The 19,245-nt window shown below is 43.5% G+C and carries 19 protein-coding genes and 1 riboswitch; of the genes, 9 read left to right on the forward strand and 10 right to left on the reverse strand.

Annotation, left to right across the window (positions count from 1 at the left end):
- Positions 1–119: 119 nt before the first annotated feature.
- From spoT to gmk, 3 genes are all read right to left on the reverse strand, one after another.
- Complete coding sequence (gene spoT / locus OW495_RS12100) at positions 120–2,246, reverse strand: bifunctional GTP diphosphokinase/guanosine-3',5'-bis pyrophosphate 3'-pyrophosphohydrolase (RefSeq protein WP_076667684.1); 2,127 nt, start codon at positions 2,244–2,246, stop codon at positions 120–122.
- Positions 2,247–2,299: 53 nt separating this feature from the next.
- Positions 2,300–2,572, reverse strand: coding sequence for a DNA-directed RNA polymerase subunit omega (gene rpoZ, locus OW495_RS12105; protein ID WP_009848003.1), 273 nt, complete (start codon positions 2,570–2,572; stop codon positions 2,300–2,302).
- Between the two features lie 116 nt (positions 2,573–2,688).
- Positions 2,689–3,312, reverse strand: coding sequence for a guanylate kinase (gmk, locus tag OW495_RS12110; protein ID WP_017109197.1), 624 nt, complete (start codon positions 3,310–3,312; stop codon positions 2,689–2,691).
- A gap of 325 nt (positions 3,313–3,637) precedes the next feature.
- A riboswitch (purine riboswitch) is annotated at positions 3,638–3,737 on the forward strand.
- Between the two features lie 58 nt (positions 3,738–3,795).
- Between gmk and OW495_RS12115 the strand changes: the two genes are divergently transcribed.
- From OW495_RS12115 to OW495_RS12130, 4 genes are all read left to right on the forward strand, one after another.
- Positions 3,796–5,166: an NCS2 family permease gene (locus OW495_RS12115; protein WP_102514272.1), complete on the forward strand. Its 1,371-nt coding sequence runs from the start codon at positions 3,796–3,798 to the stop codon at positions 5,164–5,166.
- 189 nt (positions 5,167–5,355) lie between these two features.
- Complete coding sequence (locus OW495_RS12120) at positions 5,356–5,781, forward strand: phosphate-starvation-inducible PsiE family protein (protein ID WP_017109195.1); 426 nt, start codon at positions 5,356–5,358, stop codon at positions 5,779–5,781.
- 214 nt (positions 5,782–5,995) lie between these two features.
- Positions 5,996–6,628 (forward strand): alternative oxidase, encoded by a 633-nt coding sequence (locus OW495_RS12125; RefSeq protein WP_102514273.1) that lies wholly within the window; start codon positions 5,996–5,998, stop codon positions 6,626–6,628.
- A 468-nt stretch (positions 6,629–7,096) separates the two neighbouring features.
- The gene (locus OW495_RS12130; RefSeq protein WP_004735656.1) at positions 7,097–7,309 is read left to right on the forward strand and encodes a cold-shock protein; all 213 of its coding nucleotides are present in this window, start codon (positions 7,097–7,099) and stop codon (positions 7,307–7,309) included.
- 293 nt (positions 7,310–7,602) lie between these two features.
- On the opposite strand, the gene OW495_RS12135 is transcribed toward OW495_RS12130, so the two are convergent.
- From OW495_RS12135 to OW495_RS12150, 4 genes are all read right to left on the reverse strand, one after another.
- Entirely contained in the window at positions 7,603–9,243 is a 1,641-nt protein-coding gene (locus OW495_RS12135) for an ADP-ribosylglycohydrolase family protein (protein WP_102514289.1), read from the reverse strand.
- Between the two features lie 13 nt (positions 9,244–9,256).
- Complete coding sequence (locus OW495_RS12140) at positions 9,257–9,898, reverse strand: DarT ssDNA thymidine ADP-ribosyltransferase family protein (RefSeq protein WP_102514274.1); 642 nt, start codon at positions 9,896–9,898, stop codon at positions 9,257–9,259.
- Positions 9,895–11,325 carry a 3'-5' exonuclease gene (locus tag OW495_RS12145; protein WP_157939946.1) on the reverse strand — a complete coding sequence of 477 codons (1,431 nt, stop codon included), beginning with the start codon at positions 11,323–11,325 and terminating at the stop codon, positions 9,895–9,897. The genes OW495_RS12140 and OW495_RS12145 overlap by 4 nt, the downstream gene beginning before the upstream one ends.
- A gap of 341 nt (positions 11,326–11,666) precedes the next feature.
- A complete protein-coding gene (locus OW495_RS12150; RefSeq protein WP_004735725.1) occupies positions 11,667–12,533 on the reverse strand; it encodes a YicC/YloC family endoribonuclease in 867 nt (288 codons plus the stop codon).
- Positions 12,534–12,781: 248 nt separating this feature from the next.
- Here OW495_RS12150 and rph point away from each other — a divergent pair, with 248 nt between their 5' ends.
- Both rph and pyrE read left to right on the forward strand, forming a co-directional pair.
- Positions 12,782–13,498, forward strand: a complete 717-nt coding sequence (rph, locus tag OW495_RS12155; protein WP_004735726.1) for a ribonuclease PH — start codon at positions 12,782–12,784, stop codon at positions 13,496–13,498.
- A gap of 107 nt (positions 13,499–13,605) precedes the next feature.
- Entirely contained in the window at positions 13,606–14,247 is a 642-nt protein-coding gene (pyrE, locus tag OW495_RS12160; RefSeq protein WP_004735727.1) for an orotate phosphoribosyltransferase, read from the forward strand.
- A gap of 178 nt (positions 14,248–14,425) precedes the next feature.
- Here the strand turns inward: pyrE and lpxL are convergent, their stop codons facing one another.
- From lpxL to coaBC, 3 genes are all read right to left on the reverse strand, one after another.
- Entirely contained in the window at positions 14,426–15,406 is a 981-nt protein-coding gene (lpxL, locus tag OW495_RS12165) for an LpxL/LpxP family Kdo(2)-lipid IV(A) lauroyl/palmitoleoyl acyltransferase (RefSeq protein ID WP_102361575.1), read from the reverse strand.
- Positions 15,407–15,427: 21 nt separating this feature from the next.
- Positions 15,428–16,018, reverse strand: coding sequence for a nucleoid occlusion factor SlmA (slmA, locus tag OW495_RS12170; protein ID WP_016768952.1), 591 nt, complete (start codon positions 16,016–16,018; stop codon positions 15,428–15,430).
- Positions 16,019–16,156: 138 nt separating this feature from the next.
- Positions 16,157–17,398, reverse strand: coding sequence for a bifunctional phosphopantothenoylcysteine decarboxylase/phosphopantothenate--cysteine ligase CoaBC (gene coaBC, locus OW495_RS12175; protein WP_102514276.1), 1,242 nt, complete (start codon positions 17,396–17,398; stop codon positions 16,157–16,159).
- A gap of 223 nt (positions 17,399–17,621) precedes the next feature.
- Here coaBC and radC point away from each other — a divergent pair, with 223 nt between their 5' ends.
- From radC to rpmG, 3 genes are all read left to right on the forward strand, one after another.
- The gene (gene radC / locus OW495_RS12180) at positions 17,622–18,296 is read left to right on the forward strand and encodes a DNA repair protein RadC (RefSeq protein WP_102514277.1); all 675 of its coding nucleotides are present in this window, start codon (positions 17,622–17,624) and stop codon (positions 18,294–18,296) included.
- A gap of 292 nt (positions 18,297–18,588) precedes the next feature.
- Positions 18,589–18,825, forward strand: coding sequence for a 50S ribosomal protein L28 (gene rpmB / locus OW495_RS12185; RefSeq protein WP_004728407.1), 237 nt, complete (start codon positions 18,589–18,591; stop codon positions 18,823–18,825).
- A 13-nt stretch (positions 18,826–18,838) separates the two neighbouring features.
- Entirely contained in the window at positions 18,839–19,006 is a 168-nt protein-coding gene (gene rpmG / locus OW495_RS12190; protein WP_002535344.1) for a 50S ribosomal protein L33, read from the forward strand.
- Positions 19,007–19,245: the final 239 nt, after the last annotated feature.

The following is a 19,245-nucleotide window of genomic DNA, read 5'->3' on the forward strand; positions in this document are numbered from 1 at the left end:
GGATATGGGTAATCGAGATACGAAAAGTTTAAAAAAAAGATGTGGAGCCAAGATGGTGAGTCACGAAGTCTTTTGCTCTTCGCATCTCGCCATCTCGAATCCCTCATCTTTACTTTGATCTAGTTCTTGCGACGTCTTACTTTCAGCGCGTGTGGCATCACACGTAGCTTTTTCATAATACTTGCAAGGTGAACACGATCTTTAGTGGTCAGCAAGATAGTCACTGTGTACAGGCGTCCGTCACGTTCTTCGGTTGAAATACCGTGAATGTTAGAGCCAGTCTTTGAGATAACGTTCGTTAACTCAGCCAGTGCACCTTGATGGTTCTGCAGCTCGACCTGAAGTTCAGCTGTGAACTCTTGGTCGTAATCGTCAGACCATTCAACCGCCATGTATTTGTCTGGTTCTTTCTGGTAACCACGAACGTTTGGACACGTTTCACGGTGAACCACAAGACCACGACCTGGAGATACATGGGCAATGATGTGATCGTCTGGGATCGGGTGACAACAGTTCGCGAATGTCAGCAATAGACCTTCAGCACCACGGATAGGCAATTTCTTCCTCGGTGTGTCGCTGTTGTGTTCGACTTCCGTCAGTTCGTCTGCATCACCTAATAGGCGACGTGCAATCACGATACTCATCAATTCACCAAGGCCAATCGATGCGAGTAAGTCTTCAACGCTGCTTAAGCGTAGGTCTGACAGTACATGCTCGAGATTCTCTTGACCGATATCGGCAATAGAGTGTTCACCAAGTGCGTGATTCAGTAGACGACGACCCAGCGTAATCGACTCTTCACGGCGCATTGTCTTCAGAACCTGACGGATCTTAGTACGTGCACGTGAGGTCACTACGTAGTTGAGCCATGCTGCATTTGGACGTGCGCCCGGAGCACTGATGATCTCAATCGTTTGACCGTTCTTAAGCGACTTGCTGAGTGGGTAAGGGTTCATGTCGACACGAGCACCTACACACATGTTGCCAACATCGGTGTGTACCGCGTAAGCAAAATCGACCGCTGTTGCACCCGCAGGAAGTTCGACGATGCGACCTTTCGGCGTGAACACGAAGATCTCATCTGGGAACAGATCAGATTTAACGTTTTCAATGAATTCGAATGAGTTACCTGCACTTTGTTGAAGCTCAAGTAAGCTCTGCATCCAACGTTGTGCTTTAACTTGTGCGGTTGTCCCATTGCTACTGCGTGAGCCACTGCCCTTATAAGACCAGTGTGCAGCGACACCTTTGTCGGCCATTTGCTCCATATCTTCGGTACGGATCTGAACCTCTACAGGTACCCCGTGAGGGCCGATCATTGACGTATGAAGAGATTGGTAGCCGTTGGCTTTTGGCACCGCAATGTAATCTTTCATGCGGCCCGGGCGTGGCTTGTACAAGCTGTGAGCCTGACCAAGTGCGCGATAACAAGTGTCTGGGGTATCAACCACTACGCGGAAAGCGTAGATGTCCATAATGGTGTGAAAGCGCTGTTCTTTGGTTTTCATCTTGTTATAGATTGAGAACAAGTTTTTTTCACGACCCACGACGCGAGCAGACAAACCGACTTCTTCGAGACGGCCTTCAATTTCGCTATGGATACGTTGGATCATTTCCTTACGGTTACCACGAGCAGCTTTCACTACATTTCTGAGTACGCGATAACGGTTAGGATAAAGGGCTTCAAAGCCCAACTCTTCTAGCTCAGTCTTGATGTTATGAATACCAAGGCGATGAGCGAGCGGAGAATAGATCTCTAGGGTTTCACGAGCGATACGACGCTTTTTGTCAGGGCGAAGTGCCCCAAGCGTACGCATGTTGTGAGTACGGTCAGCTAATTTGATCAAGATAACGCGGATGTCTTGCACCATGGCGAGAACCATCTTACGGAAGTTCTCTGCTTGCGCTTCTTTGCGATCACGAAATTTAAGCTTATCCAGCTTAGATACACCATCAACCAATTCAGCAACGGTATTGCCGAACTTTTCCTCGAGATCTTCTTTAGTGACATCACAATCTTCGATGACATCATGAAGCAAGGCTGCTTGTAGGGTTTCAATATCCAGACGCATTTCTGCCAGGATTCTTGAAACAGCTACAGGGTGGATAATGTATGGTTCACCGCTTGAACGGGTTTGCCCTTCATGGGCGTCTCTCGCTACCACATAAGATTGACGCAGAGCCTCTATTTGAGGCTCTGTTAGGTATTCTTGGGCAACGTCTTTGAGGCTATCGAATAGATACAAATTAAAGGCCCGGAAGGTTAATTAGTTCGAATGACGCTTTTTGCGAATATGAGCTAACGAGTGTGAGCGATGCTGCTTACTGCTGCAAGTTCAGCCGCTTCTTGCTCTTGTTGCTCTTGACGCTCACGAGCATCTAGTACGTCTTTAGTGATAAGACCTTCTTCGATTTCGCGAAGAGCGATAACCGTTGGCTTATCGTTTTCTTCAGGCACTAGTGAATCTTTGCCGCCAGTTTGCATTTGACGTGCGCGGCGAGCCGCAATAAGAACTAGGTCGAAACGGTTGCCAACTTTTTCAACAGCGTCTTGAACAGTTACGCGTGCCATGAGGACTCCAAATAGTAATTAACTAATAAATTTTAGATGACGAGAAAGTATACAAGTTTAACTAGAGACTTTCTAGCTCACCGTATACTTATCTCAATGGAAAATCTAGTTCTAGATTATTCCGCTAGTAGTGCTGTAAGCATGCCGCTGTATTTAGCTGCTTGCTTATCTTCTTTTAAGCGCTCCGCACGAATGATTGCTCTGAAGTCCATTAAGGCTGCATCAAAGTCATCATTCACGATCACATAATCGTATTCTGCATAGTGAGAAATCTCTGATTTTGCTTCGCTCATGCGTTTCGCAATAACTTCGTCGCTATCTTGGCCGCGAACATTCAAACGACGCTCTAGCTCACCATTTGATGGTGGAAGAATGAAGACACTCTTCGCTTGAGGCATTTGTTCACGGATCTGACGAGCACCTTGCCAGTCGATATCTAGGAATACATCGATACCGCGGTTTAGGTTTTCTTCAATCCAAACACGTGAAGTGCCGTAGTAGTTGCCGAACACTTCAGCATACTCTAGGAACTCACTCTTCTTGATGAGATCTTCAAAGTGATGTTTCTCTACAAAGTGGTAGTGAACACCATTTTCTTCACCAGGGCGCATACCGCGAGTGGTGTGTGAAACAGATACCTTCATTGCGTAGGTTGGATTGGTTTCCAGCATTGCTGAGATCAAGCTCGATTTACCTGCGCCACTAGGTGCAGATACGATGTAAAGAGTACCTATGCCCATCTGTATATTTCCACTGTTGGTTGGATTGAGTGAGGGCGATAAACCGACACTATAAAAGATAGCACTGACTCTAATTTTTGTTCCGATGGTTGCATCTATTAAGGGATAACAAGTAAAACTAATAGAGACAACTGGTGAAAATTAGGTCAGAAAAATGGAGGCGAAGAGTAGCATATTTAGATGATTGAGAACAACTGGCTTGATCGTTATTTATTCTCAAATGATCCTTTGTCTGATCTTCATATAAATGTAATGACCTATTCATGTTCAGTTTTTTATGTGATCTGAACAAAATTTGTTGAAGTTTTAATCTCAATCCTTACAATCCGCGCAAACGATTAAATGCTGTATATATCTAGTGATATGGACTAGATGTTTCTACTACCGAGCCTACCTTGGTGACTACAGTTTTTAGTGTAGAGACCCCTCTATTCTCACAGCATTTGAATCTCAAATTTCTTAATTTATTACATAGGTTTTGTTGTGAATACCGACTCCACCCTGAAAACCCAGAAAACGTCTGGCTCGCTTGACACCCTGTTCAAACTCTCAGAGAGAAAGACCACGATCAGCACTGAGCTATACGCAGGTTTTATCACCTTCTTAGCGATGAGTTATATCTTGGCGGTTAACCCAGCAATTTTGGGTGGCATCCCGGGAATGGACAAAGGGGCAGTATTTACGGCAACCGCTCTTTCTGCGGCTATCGCAACGCTTATCATGGGCATTTGGGGCAACTACCCAGTGATGCTGGCTCCAGGGATGAGCATGAACGGATTCTTCAAAGGCCTACTGTTAAGTGGTTCTGTGGCGGTACTTTGGAATGAAGCGTTATTCGGCATCTTCCTATCGGGTATCCTTTATCTTGCTTTTTCATTGACCAATATTCGTAAGTCGATGATTGAATCGATTCCTGAAGATTTGAAGCTGGCGATTACCGTGTCTCTCGGCTTATTCATTGCTTTCTTAGGACTTAAGAATGCAGGCATCATCGTGTCTAACCCATTCGTATTGGTTGGCTTAGGTGACATCTCCGATCCACAAGTGGTTATCGCTTACGTGAGTATCTTCATCGCACTGGGCTGTATGGTTCGTGACATTAAGCTGGCAACGTTTATCTCGTTTGTTTCAGCGATTGCATTGACGATTCTGGCTGATGTGTTCTTAGGCACATCAAACGCTCCTATCCCAGACCAATTCGTTTCAATGCCACCAAGCATGGCCGGAAGCTTCGGTGCGATCTTTGATTTTTCAGCTTTCACCCCTGAGAAAATGTTCGACCTATTGTTCATCGTCCTTATTTTCCTGATTGTCGATTTCTTCGATGGCTTAAGCACGATTGTTGGTGTTGGTCGTGATGCGGGTATCATCGACAAAGATGGCAAGGTACCAAACGCAAAATCAGCTTTGGTTGCTGATGCGGGCGGTACGGTGATTGGTTCGATTTTAGGGACTACATCGATTACCGCTTTCTCTGAATCGGGTATTGCTTCTTCTCAAGGAGCGAAGACTGGCTTAGCAGCGGTGATGGTGGCAGGCTTATTCCTTGTTTCGCTATTCCTATACCCAATCTTCTCTATCTTCTCAGCGGCAATGGTCGCGCCTGCGATGGTCGTGGTAGGTATCTACATGGTTGGCCGTCTTGGTCAGATTAATTGGGAAAAGAAAGAGTCACGCATTGCAGCTTTCTTCACCATCATGTTCACTGTTTTAAGCTTCTCACCAGCAAACGGTATGGCGATGGGTTTCATCAGCTACGCATTCACGATGGTTGTCGCGGGTAAGCGCAAAGAAGTTCACCCTCTTATCTACGGCCTGTGTGTGGTGTTCTTAACTTACTTGATTCTGCTATAAGTTTGATTAGTGAATAGTAGTCAGTAAGTAAAAGACAGATGGCTCTGCAGTGACTGTGGGGCCATTTTTGTCTCTGTTGTTTGGTTGGCTCACGTTTAATTGATGGCGTTATCCTAAACTTGAGAGTGCGCGACTTATATTGATGCATGCTATTGTAGAGATTGGATTAATTATTTTTGAAGAGTGACTATGCCTTCTCACTTACCTAAGTCTTTTAGTAAGCCTTTCCTTAAGGTTTTCCACATTCTTGAAGCCGTTCTATTGGTGGCGATCACACTGGCGACACTGTTTGCCATGATGGAAGAGTTCATGCACGTCTTTGCGGAACGTCGAGTGCAACTGACCGACATTCTTCTGATGTTCATTTACTTGGAAGTATTGGCGATGGTTCAACAATTTGTGATGAACGGTAAGATCCCTGTGCGATACCCGATCTACATTGCGATGATGGCGATTGCTCGTTACATCACCTTAGGTATGAAAGAGTTAGATGCAGTACTTATCGTTTGGTTGTCGGTCGCTGCCTTTATCTTAGCTGCAGCCACACTGTTAATTCGAGTAGGGCATCATTACTGGCCATATGTCGATCTTCGAACTAAGCAGCCGGATGAGTAACTCAATCAGGTTATAAGCTATTAAGAGCCCGGCCATGTTGCTGGGTTTTTTATTCTTTAATTTATGAGTCAATAAGACTTCTATGTGTCTTTTGTTGTATTGAAATTTAGATGTCAATATGACTCTTAATGTTGTTTTCTCCTTGCTGTATAAGGGTTTGAGTATTGGCATGAATGTTGATTGGTAAGTACTAGACTCATATAAGGAACACGCTATGCATTTTGAAAGCACTCATTATAAACCTGAAATTTTCTCCGAAAAGGTTGCACTTCTTGTTACTCGACTTCTCAAAAAGACACTTAACTTGTTTTATGGAAAACACTTAGCCAAACGAGCGATGTTGTTGGAAACCATAGCAGCTGTGCCGGGCATGGTGGCGGGAGTGTTCAATCACCTCAAAGCTCTGCGCCGCATGAAAGACGACGGTGGTTGGATCAAAGAGCTACTGGACGAAGCGGATAATGAACGGATGCATTTGATGATTTTCCTCACCGTTACCAAGCCGTCCATTATAGAACGCATTTTAGTGATGCTATTACAGTTCATCTTTCTACTTATCTATGGCGTGATTTACTTAGTCTCATCTAAAACGGCACATAGGATCGTTGGCTATTTCGAAGAGGAAGCCTGCAACAGTTACTCAGAATATATCTCGAAAATTCAAGATGGCACGTTGCCCAATCATCCCGCGCCTGAGATGGCGATTAAATATTATCGTTTACCCGAGAATGCCATGTTTTTGGATGTGCTCTTCTGCATAAGAGAAGATGAAGCTAAACATAGAGACAAGAACCACGACATTGCCAATCTCTATAAAACCCAGGACTTACCCGATCACCAGTGCTAATCATCAAAAGACCGCTTTATGATAAATAAAGCTCAGCAACCAGAAAATAAAGTCGTCTTCATTGCCTTCAAACTCTGGGGTGTGGTTGAGCTTTTCTATGGACCCGAGAAATACGGTCTTACCTGATGGTGAGCACTTTTGGGTGCGTACGATGAGTAAATTTTTTGAGATCAAAATCTTATAAATTAAGCTCTGTGGCAGAGCAGGGCTTTAATAAAAGCTAACCGAACAAAAAAACATCAATTTTTTCAAATAAAGCTTTACAACCCGGCCCAGATCACCAAGAATGGCGTCGCTCTGTTTTCAGAGTTATTAAATGAAACATCAGTTGTAAAGTAAAACCCTTAGTATTGCTTCATTGTTATTCTCAGTGTTTCCCTTGGCTTCATAGATACATTAAATAATTCAAGCTTTCAGCGCATCGCACTTTTGGCGATTAATTTTTTATTTTTATATAAGGGACACATCATGTCTAACAAAACAAACGGCGTAGTAAAATGGTTTAACGAAGAGAAAGGTTTCGGTTTCCTAACTCAAGACAACGGCGGCGCTGACGTATTCGTACACTTCCGTGCAATCGCTTCTGAAGGTTTCAAGACTCTTAAAGAAGGCCAACAAGTGTCTTTCGAAGTAGAGCAAGGCCAAAAAGGTCTTCAAGCTGCAAACGTTGTAGCTCTATAAGATTTTAAGTCGACGCAGGTTGCATTAGCAACTTGCGTCACTTTCTCCCTTAAATCTTTCCCCTCAGTTCCACCTGTAATATCCCCTCAAAATATTCTAAAATCCTTTGTTACATCCGCTTCTCTGTTTTATCTATAGCTGTATCTATCTCTTGCTCCAAACAAACCTCTTGCGTAACAACTTACTCATCCTGATTGGCATTATTGTATCCATAAAAAAAGCCCCTAAAACTAGGAGCTTGTCTTTAAGTTAATCAACACTGATTCAGCTAATGGCTATTCACAGTGTGTTGCTTAAGATTTATTTCTCTTGTTCCTTGCGGATAATGCTTTGGAAATAATAGCAGAATAAGCAATGGCACCATTTACGCCCAACTCTGAGTGGGTCACACTGATTAGATGGTTGCCTATAGTCGTTGGATCAAAGTTCTTTGCGATAGCCAGGGATGTTAGATCATCAAGGTCTATTTTTCCATTAGAGGCCGCCCTAGGAGTATTCGTTGACTCTGCTGAGGACAAATCAATTTCCAACTGTGGCTTAATAGACTCAATTTTTTTGTTAGGCTCTAAAATATCTAAAGCTTGGTGATTGTCAATTTCTCGGATGGATTGAGAACTTCTTATTTTTGCAAGGAATGACTGCCCAAAACTAGAAGATACCCATTGGTAGTGGTAATCATATGATTCAGTGTTGTTACTGCTGAATGTCTCCTGCTGCGGAGTGACAACCCCAAAAGGAGGAAAAACTAACTCGCCCTTGTAGCTTGCTACATAATCAAGTGTTGACGTTGGAACTTTCCAAGACATTGCGTCAGGGTACAAGTAGTTATTTCCCTCATTGTTATTGGCAATCCTATGTAGCCTTTGAGCATCTTGTACAATGTAAGCTTGGTCTTGGACATCTTGAGGTGGCATAGAATCATCCAAGATTCCTCGGATCGCGCCAACCATTGTAGCTATCGAATCAGTATCTGTTCCTAAAGCGTTTACAATGGTCACCATGAGACTTGTTAGATCTTCTTTAATTGTTGATGCAGCTAAAGCAGCTATAGCTGTGAGCGTACCACTACCTCTAATCTTCACATTTGTGAGATCCAAAACATCGACTAATGTCGCGTAAGAAGGGGAGTCGCTATCTTTCCATTTAGATAAAGTCTGTATAAGTTCAGCAATTTCTACATACACTTCCTCATATGCTTCATCTAAAGTTTTACCAAATTGGCTTTCAAACAAAGGCACCCATGCTGTACTTAAGTTTATGTCTTGCTTGATTATCCTTGGTATTTCCTTCGTCCACTGGTTGAATACGTTGGCAGATTCTATATCTGGTAGCTTTTCCTTGCTTAATACGTATGCAATTGTTAATGCATGAAATACAGAGCCCGCGATTGCTCTTGGGTGCCCATGAGTTGTAAGCGAATTTCTGATAACGTCACTAATAAATAACTCAGGGTTCTCAGGAGAACGGCATGCCCAAACATGAGGTTGAATCCTCATTACAGCTCCATTACCTCCTGAGTTTACATATTTAGATTTCCCGTCATAAAAATTACTGAACCAGGCAACATTTCTTTTAGCTAGAGCCGATGCCGCAATTTTAGAACCAATACCAGCGCCTAAGGCATAAACTGACCAAACGGGTAGTTCTATTTTTGAAAAGGCATTGATACTGAAATAATAATCGCAGTTTATTGAGCGAGATGTAGCCAGGCGTAACTGAGTGTCATCGGAATATGCTCCTTTAGGTAAGGAAATCAGAGGTCCGTACATACCCCCGACTTTACGCTTCCAGTCTACTAACTCTACTATCTTAGTTAAACCAGTTCTTTTGGTTACCATTTTCTTATCGGCTAGTTCTGTTATAAAGCCCAAAGCATCACCGTATGCTGCCCAAAGAGCGGAGTGGACTATTCCTTTTTCTTTCACTGTGGTCATATAATTTAACCCATTATCTATTGAATACGCTTGGGGCAACAACTGTCTCTATTGCGTTGTTATACAACATCATTTGAGCGTTTACACAAGACTTACTTTCTTCATTACAAACATAAATCCGATTCAGGTATTCTAGCGAAAGTCCAGCAGGGTAAAGTACTTCCGCTTGTTCACACGTTGTATGCGAAGGTAAATGCGAACCGTTTCGATAGAAGTCGCGTTGGCGTAAGCCTTCTATAGGATCGTTAAACATTTTCTCAAATCCTTCTACGCCTTGCTCTCTTATACACGAAGGATAGATGTTATTTGTTGTCGTAAAGTATACCCCTTGATGTGACATTATCTGAGGAGAAAATGACAACACAACCCAGTACATATCCTTGTGTCGGTGAATGTACTGTGAGTAGCCAAAAAACTCATGATTTAACTTTGATATTGATAGATTAATGTAATCTAACCACTTAGCGTTTTTTTCTCTTCTAGACTGAGAGTTTTGTTGAAAAATAAACTCTAAAGTATCTTCTTGATGTAATTTGGAGTTTGGTAGAACTTGCTTCTGAGAAAGCATACCCAGAAAACCAGTATTTGTTGTGAAGTGGAGGATCTCGGTGATTTCTTTAGCCTCGACTAGTTTACTAATGGACGGATTGGTCATAGTTTCACCAATTTGTAGGTGGCCGAATCTAAATGCTCTAGGAAAGAAGGCATACTGTTTGGGTTATAGCCGATAACTACGTTTTGCTTGCTTCGTGTGATGGCCATTGATAATAGTTTGATAGCAGTAGAGTAGTCAGCATCCTCATTGTCTGGGGAGGCAAAAGAGAAATGCCTGTCTTCTAAGCCGATTATAAACACATGATCGAACTCAAGCCCTTTAGCTGAGTGAATTGTTGATAATGCGATGTTAGTATCAACTGGCGGCCAATGACTTTCTGTTGTTATTTCAACAAAATCAAAGCTCGCTTGATGCAAGCGACTTCTAATCTCATCAAACCAACCTCCTCCTTTGGCATGTAAGAAGCCAACACTTTCAGTATTTAGATCGACATTATTTCGTAAATAGTCCAATACATAGTTCATTTGATCTCTGAACCGAGCTTCAACCACGATAGGTTTATCTCCAGTTCTGGTTATTGCTTCTAATTTAGGTAGAGTACCGTCATCATCAATCGCAATCGAAGAGTTTTCAATCAATCGGCTTGCAAATTGGGCAATTTCTATAGTATTCCGATAGTTGAGCTCTAATCTAGCGTAAGTCGTTTCTTTTGTATCGACCCCTGCTTCTTTCCATGTAAAGCCCCTCTTATATATTCTCTGGTTACTATCCAAAACAATGGTTGTAAAGTTGATGTCCGCAAGCTGATTTGTAATAGCTTTCAGCTGGTTGGCAGAAAAATCCTGAGCTTCGTCGACGATTGCAATGTGAATATTTTCAAATTTTTCATTTGAAAAGGTTAAAGATAAGTCATTCCAATCTAGAGCGCTTGCGTCGTTTTTACGCTGTATATATGGATATACAACCTGGTCAAGGATCTGTCGGCGTAGCTGTTTATCGACTCTGGGCTTAGTGCCACGTCCAGTCCTTTCCATATCGATATAACTTTCTAGGTCATCTTTACTTAATCTGCCTAGAAGGTATTCCACTTCGTCAGCTAAAAACTGTGACTCGAGGGGTATCGATGCAGCAAAACCAAGCTGTTGAATATTCCTCGCTTGAATATTACCGCTCCAAATTGTTGGTCTTTGTCCCAATCTTTGGTACATATACTTCGAAAGAGTTGTTACTTGTACGTTCAGCTTATCTCTAATAGCTACTGGTAAAAGCGACTCTTCTGCAACTAGATCTGAAATGTAGGCTGATAGGGTTTTGTTGAAAGTAAATACCCTGATATTAATGAGGTCGTCATTGTTATTTTGAGCGAAATGGTCAATAAGCCATCCTATTGATAATTTCATCATCAATATCGAGGTCGTAGTTTTACCACTACCAGCCGCGCCTCTGACGATTTTTGTTCCGGGTCTTGGTAGGACCATTAATTTCATTTGTTCAGGTGTTGGTGTAACTGATTGTAAAGTTTTCATATCTAGCCACTCATTCATATAAAACAAAGTGTTTATATCTCAGAATTACCCGTTAATCTTTTATGGTTATTGAATGTGTGACTAGTTCCATAAAATGTGCGTTCACATTGATAGTGTCAATTGTTTGTTCGGTCATTGTAATTGACTGATATTGTTTAGTTGTATCTGACGTGTTGTGGATTAACGTTTGTTATTACCATGACGTCTATTAAGGAATTAATTTCTTAAGAAGTAATTAGCTATATCGGTGGGATTTAACGAGTGAGGCTGAATCAATAAAAAGCCCCTAATCATAGGGGCTTAAGTTGATTTTCATATCTGTATATAGAATATGGCGAACCTTATTCAATGTTTTGAATTTGCTCACGCATCTGTTCGATAAGAACTTTAAGCTCTACGCCTGATGCAGTGATGTCTGTGCTGATCGACTTAGATGCTAGCGTGTTTGATTCACGGTTGAACTCTTGCATCATGAAGTCCAGTTTACGGCCACATGCACCGCCTTTCTTCAATACTACATTCGCTTCTTTCACGTGAGAGTCTAGGCGGTCTAGTTCTTCTGCTACGTCTGACTTCTGAGCCAGTAGGATAAGCTCTTGCTCAACGCGAGAACCTTCAAGTTCAATCTTCGCATCTTCAAATTTGGTAAGAAGACGCTCACGTTGCCATTCTAGGATCTCAGGCATGCGTGCACGAACTTTAACTACTTCTTCAGTGATCGCATCTAAACGCTGAACGATTAGCGCTTTCATGTTTTCGCCTTCACGAGCACGAGCGTCAATGAACTCTGCGATGGCATCGTTGAATGCTTCTAGTAAGTCTTTGTTGATGGCATCCATGTCTTGCTCTGGCGTTTCCATCACGCCAGGCCAGTTCATAACTTGGAATGGGTTCAGACGGCTGTCTTCTCCTGTCATGGTCATAACTTGGTTAGCAGCATTGATTACTTGCTGAGCCAAACCTTCGTTAATGCTTAGCTCGCCTTTCGCTGCTGGGTTTGCTTCGAAGCGTAGGTTACATTCAACTTTGCCGCGAGCTAGACGTTTACGGAAACGCTCACGTAGGATTGGCTCTAAACCACGGAACTGTTCAGGCATACGAAAGTAAGTTTCTAGGTAGCGTTGGTTTACACTACGGATTTCCCACACTGCTGTACCCCAATCGCCTTTTACTTCTTTGCGTGCGTACGCGGTCATACTATAAATCATCGAATTTTCCTGTCTTTTATCATTCTGAAAATAACGCGCACGCATAGTATCACGATATGGTGTGCTCCCGAAGCTTGTCGCTTTTCACTATAAATAGCCTTTCATGATAAATAGCTTTGAACGGTAAATAGATTTGAAAGATAAACTGCTATATAATCTTGCCCCAATCAAAACTGTCTCACCCCTTTCTTAGGTGATGCACTCTTTCGATAGTAAATCACTTCAGACTGTTAATAAGGTAGATACCAATGCGTCCAAATGACCGCGCTGTAGATCAAATTCGTCCAATTAAAATTACTCGTAACTACACAGCTTATGCTGAAGGTTCTGTATTAGTTGAGTTCGGCAACACTAAAGTTCTATGTAATGCGACGGTAGAAGAAAACGTACCGCGTTGGTTAAAAGGCCAAGGAAAGGGTTGGGTAACGGCTGAATACGGCATGCTTCCACGTGCAACGCACACTCGTAACCGTCGTGAAGCGGCGAGCGGTAAGCAAGGTGGTCGTACGATGGAAATCCAACGTCTGATCGCGCGTAGCCTACGTGCTGTTGTTGACCTGAAAGTAATGGGTGAAATCATGATCACTGTCGATTGTGATGTTATCCAAGCAGACGGCGGTACTCGTACTGCTTCTATCTCAGGTGCAAGCGTTGCAATGGCGGATGCTATCAACAGCCTACTAGCAAGCGGTAAACTGAAAAAGAACCCGATGAAAGGCCATGTAGCGGCAGTTTCAGTGGGTATCGTTGGTGCACAAGCACTGTGTGACCTTGAGTACGTTGAAGACTCAGCAGCAGATACCGATATGAACGTTGTAATGACGGAAGACGGTAAGATGATTGAGATTCAAGGCACCGCAGAAGGCGAACCGTTCAGCCACGAAGAGCTGATGCAACTTTTAGCCCTAGCGAATAAGGGCATTACCGATATCGTCGAAGCGCAGAAAGCTGCGTTGGCCGACTAATCATTTTTAATAGCTCCTTTTAAAGGGGCTATTTTTTTGTCTGTAAAACTCGAAAGGGTAGTGCAGAGCGTAAGTTAAGTTTTATTGAATAAACGTAGAGGAAAAACATGAAAGCATATCAACGTGAATTTATTGAATTTGCACTAGAGAAAGAAGTACTTAAGTTTGGTGAGTTTACTTTAAAGTCTGGCCGTAAGAGCCCTTACTTCTTCAATGCTGGATTGTTTAATACAGGTCGTGACTTAGCGCGTTTAGGTCGCTTCTACGCAGCAGCATTGGCAGATTCAGGTATTGAGTTCGACGTACTATTTGGCCCTGCATACAAAGGTATCCCAATCGCAACAACAACAGCGGTTGCACTAGCGGATCACCACGATGTGGACACGCCTTACTGTTTCAACCGTAAAGAAGCGAAAAACCACGGTGAAGGTGGCAACCTAGTGGGTAGCGAACTTGAAGGTCGTATCATGTTAGTTGATGACGTGATCACTGCTGGTACAGCGATCCGTGAGTCGATGGAAATCATCCAAGCAAACGGCGCTGACTTAGCGGGTGTGTTGGTTGCGATTGACCGCCAAGAGAAGGGCAAAGGCGAGTTGTCTGCGATTCAAGAAGTAGAGCGTGACTTCGGTTGTGCGATTATCTCAATCGTTAGCCTGACTGACTTGGTTACTTTCCTTGAAGAGAAAGGCACCGACGCAGCACATCTAGAATCTGTAAAAGCGTACCGCGCTCAATATGGTATCTAATGCCTGAAGTTCTTAACCTAATGGTTTAGATCCCTAGGTTTAGAATTTCAAAAAGAGAAAGGCCCGAGAGATGAAAATCTTTCGGGCCTTTTTTACTTAAATCTTGTGAGGCTGAGCTGCATTCTTATCTGAAGATAGACGCTTATTTGTAGCGGCTACTCTATTTATAACGGCTACTTTATTTGTAACGAATGCCGCGTTCAACTTCTGGATCTTCCATGGTTTTGAAGCGTTTGTGCAGCCACATCCATTGCTCTGGCGCTCGTAAGATAATCTTCTCAAGATAGCTGTTCATATACGCGGCAGCCGCTTTCTCATCTTTCTGCGGATAGTTTTCTTCGATTGACTCATCAGCCATGATTTCATATTTGCCGTTGGCATTTCTAAAACCTGAACCCGGAACAAGTGCACATCGGCTAGTGTAAGCCAGAATACTGGTGCCTGTTGTGGTACATGCATCTTCTACTGCGAAGAAAGGCACAAACACAGACTTGTTACGACCGTAATCATGATCCGGTAGGTAGAAAAGGATCTCACCCTGACGCAGGATTCGAATCATACGCTTCACATCTTTACGGTGAATCAGCCGATTGCCATTTTGAGTACGGCCACGGTATTGAATGAATTCATAAGCTGGGTTGTTGTGCGGGCGATAAACACCTAAACCTGAAATACCAAGTACCGCCATTGCTCGTGCGGTGATCTCTAGGTTCAAGGCATGCACACAACATAGAAGAACGCCTTTACCGTTGGCTTTGTGTGTACGCAACGTTTGGGTGTCTTTATCCACTAGGATTCTTTTGAAACGCCACGTCGGCCAAAACCAGGTAATACCGGTTTCGATCAGTGCCATGCCGGTATTTTTAAAGTTTTCACTGACCATAGCCGCGACTTCGTCTGCAGGCTTATCTGGGAAGGCAAGTTCCAAGTTACGTGTTGCCACAGCGACCCGTTTTTTGCCATAACGAGCGCCAAGAGAGCCTAATGAACGGCCTAACAGCAGTAGTACACGGTAAGGTAGAACGTTAACGAGAAACGCCAGTAACCCAAAACCGAACCAAACTCCCCAATGTTTAGGGTGGAGCAAAGCCAAGGTAAAAGGTGGCTTAGTAAGAACGTGTTGTGCGGTGCTGTTTTCCGGAGAAGTTTTCGTCGTCATAACCATCACTTAAGGTTGGGTTTACTTAATTTGAGCGCTCAGCAGTGCCCAGTAAGCATCAAAATTTTCGGTTGGTTGATATTTGAAATCAGAGCGAACAAATCGATTCAGACTGCCTTCAACCTGACCGAGCAGTTGAGCCGCTAAGATTTTCTCGTCAACCGGGAACGATTTCCCTTCACGAAGTTTTCTTTCACGTAGGATTTGGCGAAGCTGAGTTTCAATACGCTCAAAAAGCTGATTGATTCGTTCACGCAGACGCTCATTTTCAAACATTAGAGCATGACCCGATAAAATACGAGTCAATCCAGGGTTACGCTCAGAAAAGACCAAGATAAGCTGCATGACTAAGCGGATACGCTCAAGTGTGTCTTTCTCTTCATCTAGAATGCGGTTGATTCGAGACATCAACGCTTCTTCAATGAACTCGATTAGGCCTTCAAACATGCGTGCTTTACTTGGGAAGTGGCGGTAGAGCGCCGCTTCAGATACGCCGACTTGCTTGGCCAACTTTACCGTTGTGATACGAGAAGCACCTTCGGTCGATTCCAACATTTGTGCCAGCGCTTGCAGGATTTCTTCACGACGGTTTGATTTTCGAGTACCAGCCATCTATTTACTTCCTTTCCTAAAGATGAGGATTGAGTGAAGCAGGATTATAAACACCATTCAATTCTGTTCCTAGTTTTGTAAGACCTAGGTCAACAGAATCGAGAGGTGTCAGCACATTGTCAGAGCGAAATCGTGTATTTATTCGACAATAAGTTGTTGGATCTGAGCGAGGATCTGGAAACCAAGGGTATCTTTGCTATCAAGTGGCAAAGATTTATCACCGCCTTTCCAATAAAGGTGCAATTCATTGCTACTACTATTGAAGCCTTGGCCTTCGACAGAAACGTCATTGGCGCAAATCATGTCGAGGTTCTTTCGTTCCAGTTTGCCACGAGCATATTTCTCAACATCTTGAGTTTCCGCTGCGAAGCCTACGGTAAATGGACGACCTTCGGTCATTGAGGCTACAGAAGCGACAATGTCTGGGTTCTTAACCATTTGAATGGTCATGTCATCTTTACCATCCACTTTTTTAAGCTTCTGGTCTGCAATGGTCTCAGGGCGGTAATCGGCAACCGCAGCGCAGCTGATGAAAATATCGTGCTGAGCGGCGTTAGCGCTAACGGCATCAAACATCTGTTGTGCGCTGTCGACATCAATGCGATTAACCTTGTTTGGCGTTGCTAGTGATACAGGGCCGCTGATTAGAGTTACCGTTGCGCCTTGTTTAGCGGCCGCTTCAGCCAGTGCATAGCCCATCTTGCCTGAGCTGTGGTTAGTAATGTAACGCACAGGGTCGATGGCTTCACGAGTTGGGCCAGCAGTGATTAACACAGAGCGGCCAGCAAGCGGCTTAGGTTGGAAGAAGTCTTCACAACGATGCACAAGCTGCATTGGCTCGAGCATGCGACCCATACCGACATCACCACAGGCCTGTTCGCCAGCAGCGGGCCCCCAGATCTCACAGCCACGACGTTTTAGTGTGGCGATGTTCTCTTGAGTAGCAGGGTTGCTGTACATTTGTTGGTTCATTGCTGGGGATACCGCAACTGGCGCATCGGTTGCTAAAACCAAAGTGGTCAGTAGGTCGTTCCCCATGCCTGCGGTCATGCGCGCAATCAGATCTGCGGTCGCGGGTGCTAATAAGACTAGGTCAGCCCATTTCGCCAGTTCGATGTGCCCCATGGAAGCTTCAGCAGCAGGATCAAGCAAACTATCAGACACTGGCCTTCCAGAGACGGCTTGCATGGTGAGAGGAGTAATGAACTCCTTGGCTGCATTCGTCATCACGACTTGTACCTGCGCCCCTCGTTCAATTAAGCGTCGAGTCAGTTCGGCACATTTATACGCAGCAATACCACCACTAATGCCAAGGAGGATTTTTTTTCCAGCTAGGCCTTGTTGGTCAGCGTTACTCAGTTGATTAACCAATGTTTGCATGATTCTGTTCCTTAATTTCTCTGGGACTTACGATATCAGAACAAAGGATTAGTGCCTAGAAGCAGAATTCGAACAGACTTGATGCTCATCAAATTGGTGTTATCAAACTTATCAATTACACGTTTTTGCTAGCGACTCGTTTCCTTTTCTCTTTATCAAAGGATCCCTGGTGGCAAGTTCATTAAGCTGACGGGTCGTATTCATGACCCTAAATAGCTTTTATATGCCTATAAGTAAGATGCCTGTTGAGTCGATGCCAAGAGAAAAACTACTGAGTCGAGGGCCAGACTCTTTAAGTGATGCGGAGTTGTTAGCGATATTTCTTCGAACCGGCACACAAGGGATGAACGTTTTAGAGTTATCTGACAAGCTGATCAAAGATTTTGGCTCGCTTCGTCATCTTTTTTCAGCAACCGAGACCGAGTTCTGTGCTCATAAAGGGATGGGACAGGCCAAATATGTCCAATTACAGGCAGTTTTGGAGATGACGCAACGTTATTTAGCGGAGACTTTATCTCGAGGGGACGCATTAACCAGTCCAAGTCATACCAAGTTGTATCTTTCGAGTATGTTGCGCGACCGCCAGCGAGAAGCCTTCTATATATTGTTCCTAGATAACCAAAACAGAGTAATAAAGGATGAAGTTATGTTTGAAGGAACCATCGATGCAGCATCGGTATACCCGAGAGAAGTGGTTAAACGGGCACTCCATCATAATGCAGCAGCATTAATCCTAGCGCACAACCATCCTTCTGGTGTCGCAGAGCCAAGCCAAGCAGATAGGCGAATTACACGTAGATTAACCGATGCATTGTCGCTAGTAGACATCCGAATTCTCGACCATTTTGTCGTTGGAGATGGCGAAGTTATCTCTTTTGCAGAGCGTGGATGGATTTGAATCACATTTTAGGTTGTTAGTTGCGTTAAATCTGCTATCATTCCGCCCACATTTTAGAACCTTAAATCAGCTCTGATTACTCAAATAGCTGCCCTGTTCAAAAAAAGATCACGAAATCCTTAAAAAGGATCTGTTCGGGTCTTGAGCAATGCATGTCAAGTTAGTATAATACGCGACCTTTGATAGCCTTGAATGGATTTTCCATTATGGTTTTTACCTCTATTTTCAGAATTGATAGAGAGGTTCGGCCACCAAGGTTGATATCGAGCTGAAACGATTTGGAGAGACATTCATGTCCCGAGTATGTCAAGTAACTGGTAAGCGTCCAGTAACGGGTAACAACCGTTCACACGCACGCAATGCTACCAAGCGTCGTTTTCTGCCGAACCTACAAACTCACCGTTTCTGGGTAGAGAGCGAAAAACGTTTTGTTAAACTACGTCTAACTGCTAAAGGCATGCGTATTATTGATAAGAAAGGCATCGATGCTGTTCTTGTTGATATCCGTGCACGTGGCGAAAACGTTTAAGAGGAATTAAGCAATGGCTAAAGGCATTCGTGAGAAAATCCGTCTAGTATCTTCTGCTGGAACTGGTCACTTCTACACAACTGACAAGAACAAGCGTAACATGCCAGGCAAATTTGAGATCAAAAAGTTTGATCCAGTAGTTCGCCAGCACGTTATGTACAAAGAAGCTAAAATCAAGTAATTGATAGCCCCTTTGTCTCTTCTTTTATAGAAGAATAAATTAAAAACCCAGCTTATAGCTGGGTTTTTTTATGTCAAAAATTTGGGAAGCCCCAGTATTTTGATAAGCCTACGTTTTTTTGAGAAGCTTAAGCTTTTTCGAGAAGACTCTGTGTTTTTGATAGGGGTAAGTATTATTGGTTCAATTTGGCATCTAACTGGTATACGTTACACTTGCCGATGGGCTTCTATGATAGAAAA

Origin of the sequence: Vibrio sp. 14N.309.X.WAT.E.F5, from assembly GCF_030397615.1 — a bacterium.
Classification (GTDB): domain Bacteria; phylum Pseudomonadota; class Gammaproteobacteria; order Enterobacterales; family Vibrionaceae; genus Vibrio; species Vibrio lentus.

Coding starts and splice junctions, on each gene's coding strand:
- gmk (WP_017109197.1), bottom strand. CDS start 3,312: ATGGGCATAGGTACTCTTTACATCGTATCTGCACCTAGTGGCGCAGGT.
- pyrE (WP_004735727.1), top strand. CDS start 13,606: ATGAAAGCATATCAACGTGAATTTATTGAATTTGCACTAGAGAAAGAA.
- OW495_RS12120 (WP_017109195.1), top strand. CDS start 5,356: ATGCCTTCTCACTTACCTAAGTCTTTTAGTAAGCCTTTCCTTAAGGTT.
- coaBC (WP_102514276.1), bottom strand. CDS start 17,398: ATGCAAACATTGGTTAATCAACTGAGTAACGCTGACCAACAAGGCCTA.
- OW495_RS12150 (WP_004735725.1), bottom strand. CDS start 12,533: ATGATTTATAGTATGACCGCGTACGCACGCAAAGAAGTAAAAGGCGAT.
- OW495_RS12140 (WP_102514274.1), bottom strand. CDS start 9,898: ATGACCAATCCGTCCATTAGTAAACTAGTCGAGGCTAAAGAAATCACC.
- radC (WP_102514277.1), top strand. CDS start 17,622: ATGCCTATAAGTAAGATGCCTGTTGAGTCGATGCCAAGAGAAAAACTA.
- OW495_RS12130 (WP_004735656.1), top strand. CDS start 7,097: ATGTCTAACAAAACAAACGGCGTAGTAAAATGGTTTAACGAAGAGAAA.
- rpmB (WP_004728407.1), top strand. CDS start 18,589: ATGTCCCGAGTATGTCAAGTAACTGGTAAGCGTCCAGTAACGGGTAAC.
- OW495_RS12145 (WP_157939946.1), bottom strand. CDS start 11,325: ATGAAAACTTTACAATCAGTTACACCAACACCTGAACAAATGAAATTA.
- lpxL (WP_102361575.1), bottom strand. CDS start 15,406: ATGACGACGAAAACTTCTCCGGAAAACAGCACCGCACAACACGTTCTT.
- rpmG (WP_002535344.1), top strand. CDS start 18,839: ATGGCTAAAGGCATTCGTGAGAAAATCCGTCTAGTATCTTCTGCTGGA.
- rpoZ (WP_009848003.1), bottom strand. CDS start 2,572: ATGGCACGCGTAACTGTTCAAGACGCTGTTGAAAAAGTTGGCAACCGT.
- rph (WP_004735726.1), top strand. CDS start 12,782: ATGCGTCCAAATGACCGCGCTGTAGATCAAATTCGTCCAATTAAAATT.
- OW495_RS12135 (WP_102514289.1), bottom strand. CDS start 9,243: ATGACCACAGTGAAAGAAAAAGGAATAGTCCACTCCGCTCTTTGGGCA.
- OW495_RS12125 (WP_102514273.1), top strand. CDS start 5,996: ATGCATTTTGAAAGCACTCATTATAAACCTGAAATTTTCTCCGAAAAG.
- slmA (WP_016768952.1), bottom strand. CDS start 16,018: ATGGCTGGTACTCGAAAATCAAACCGTCGTGAAGAAATCCTGCAAGCG.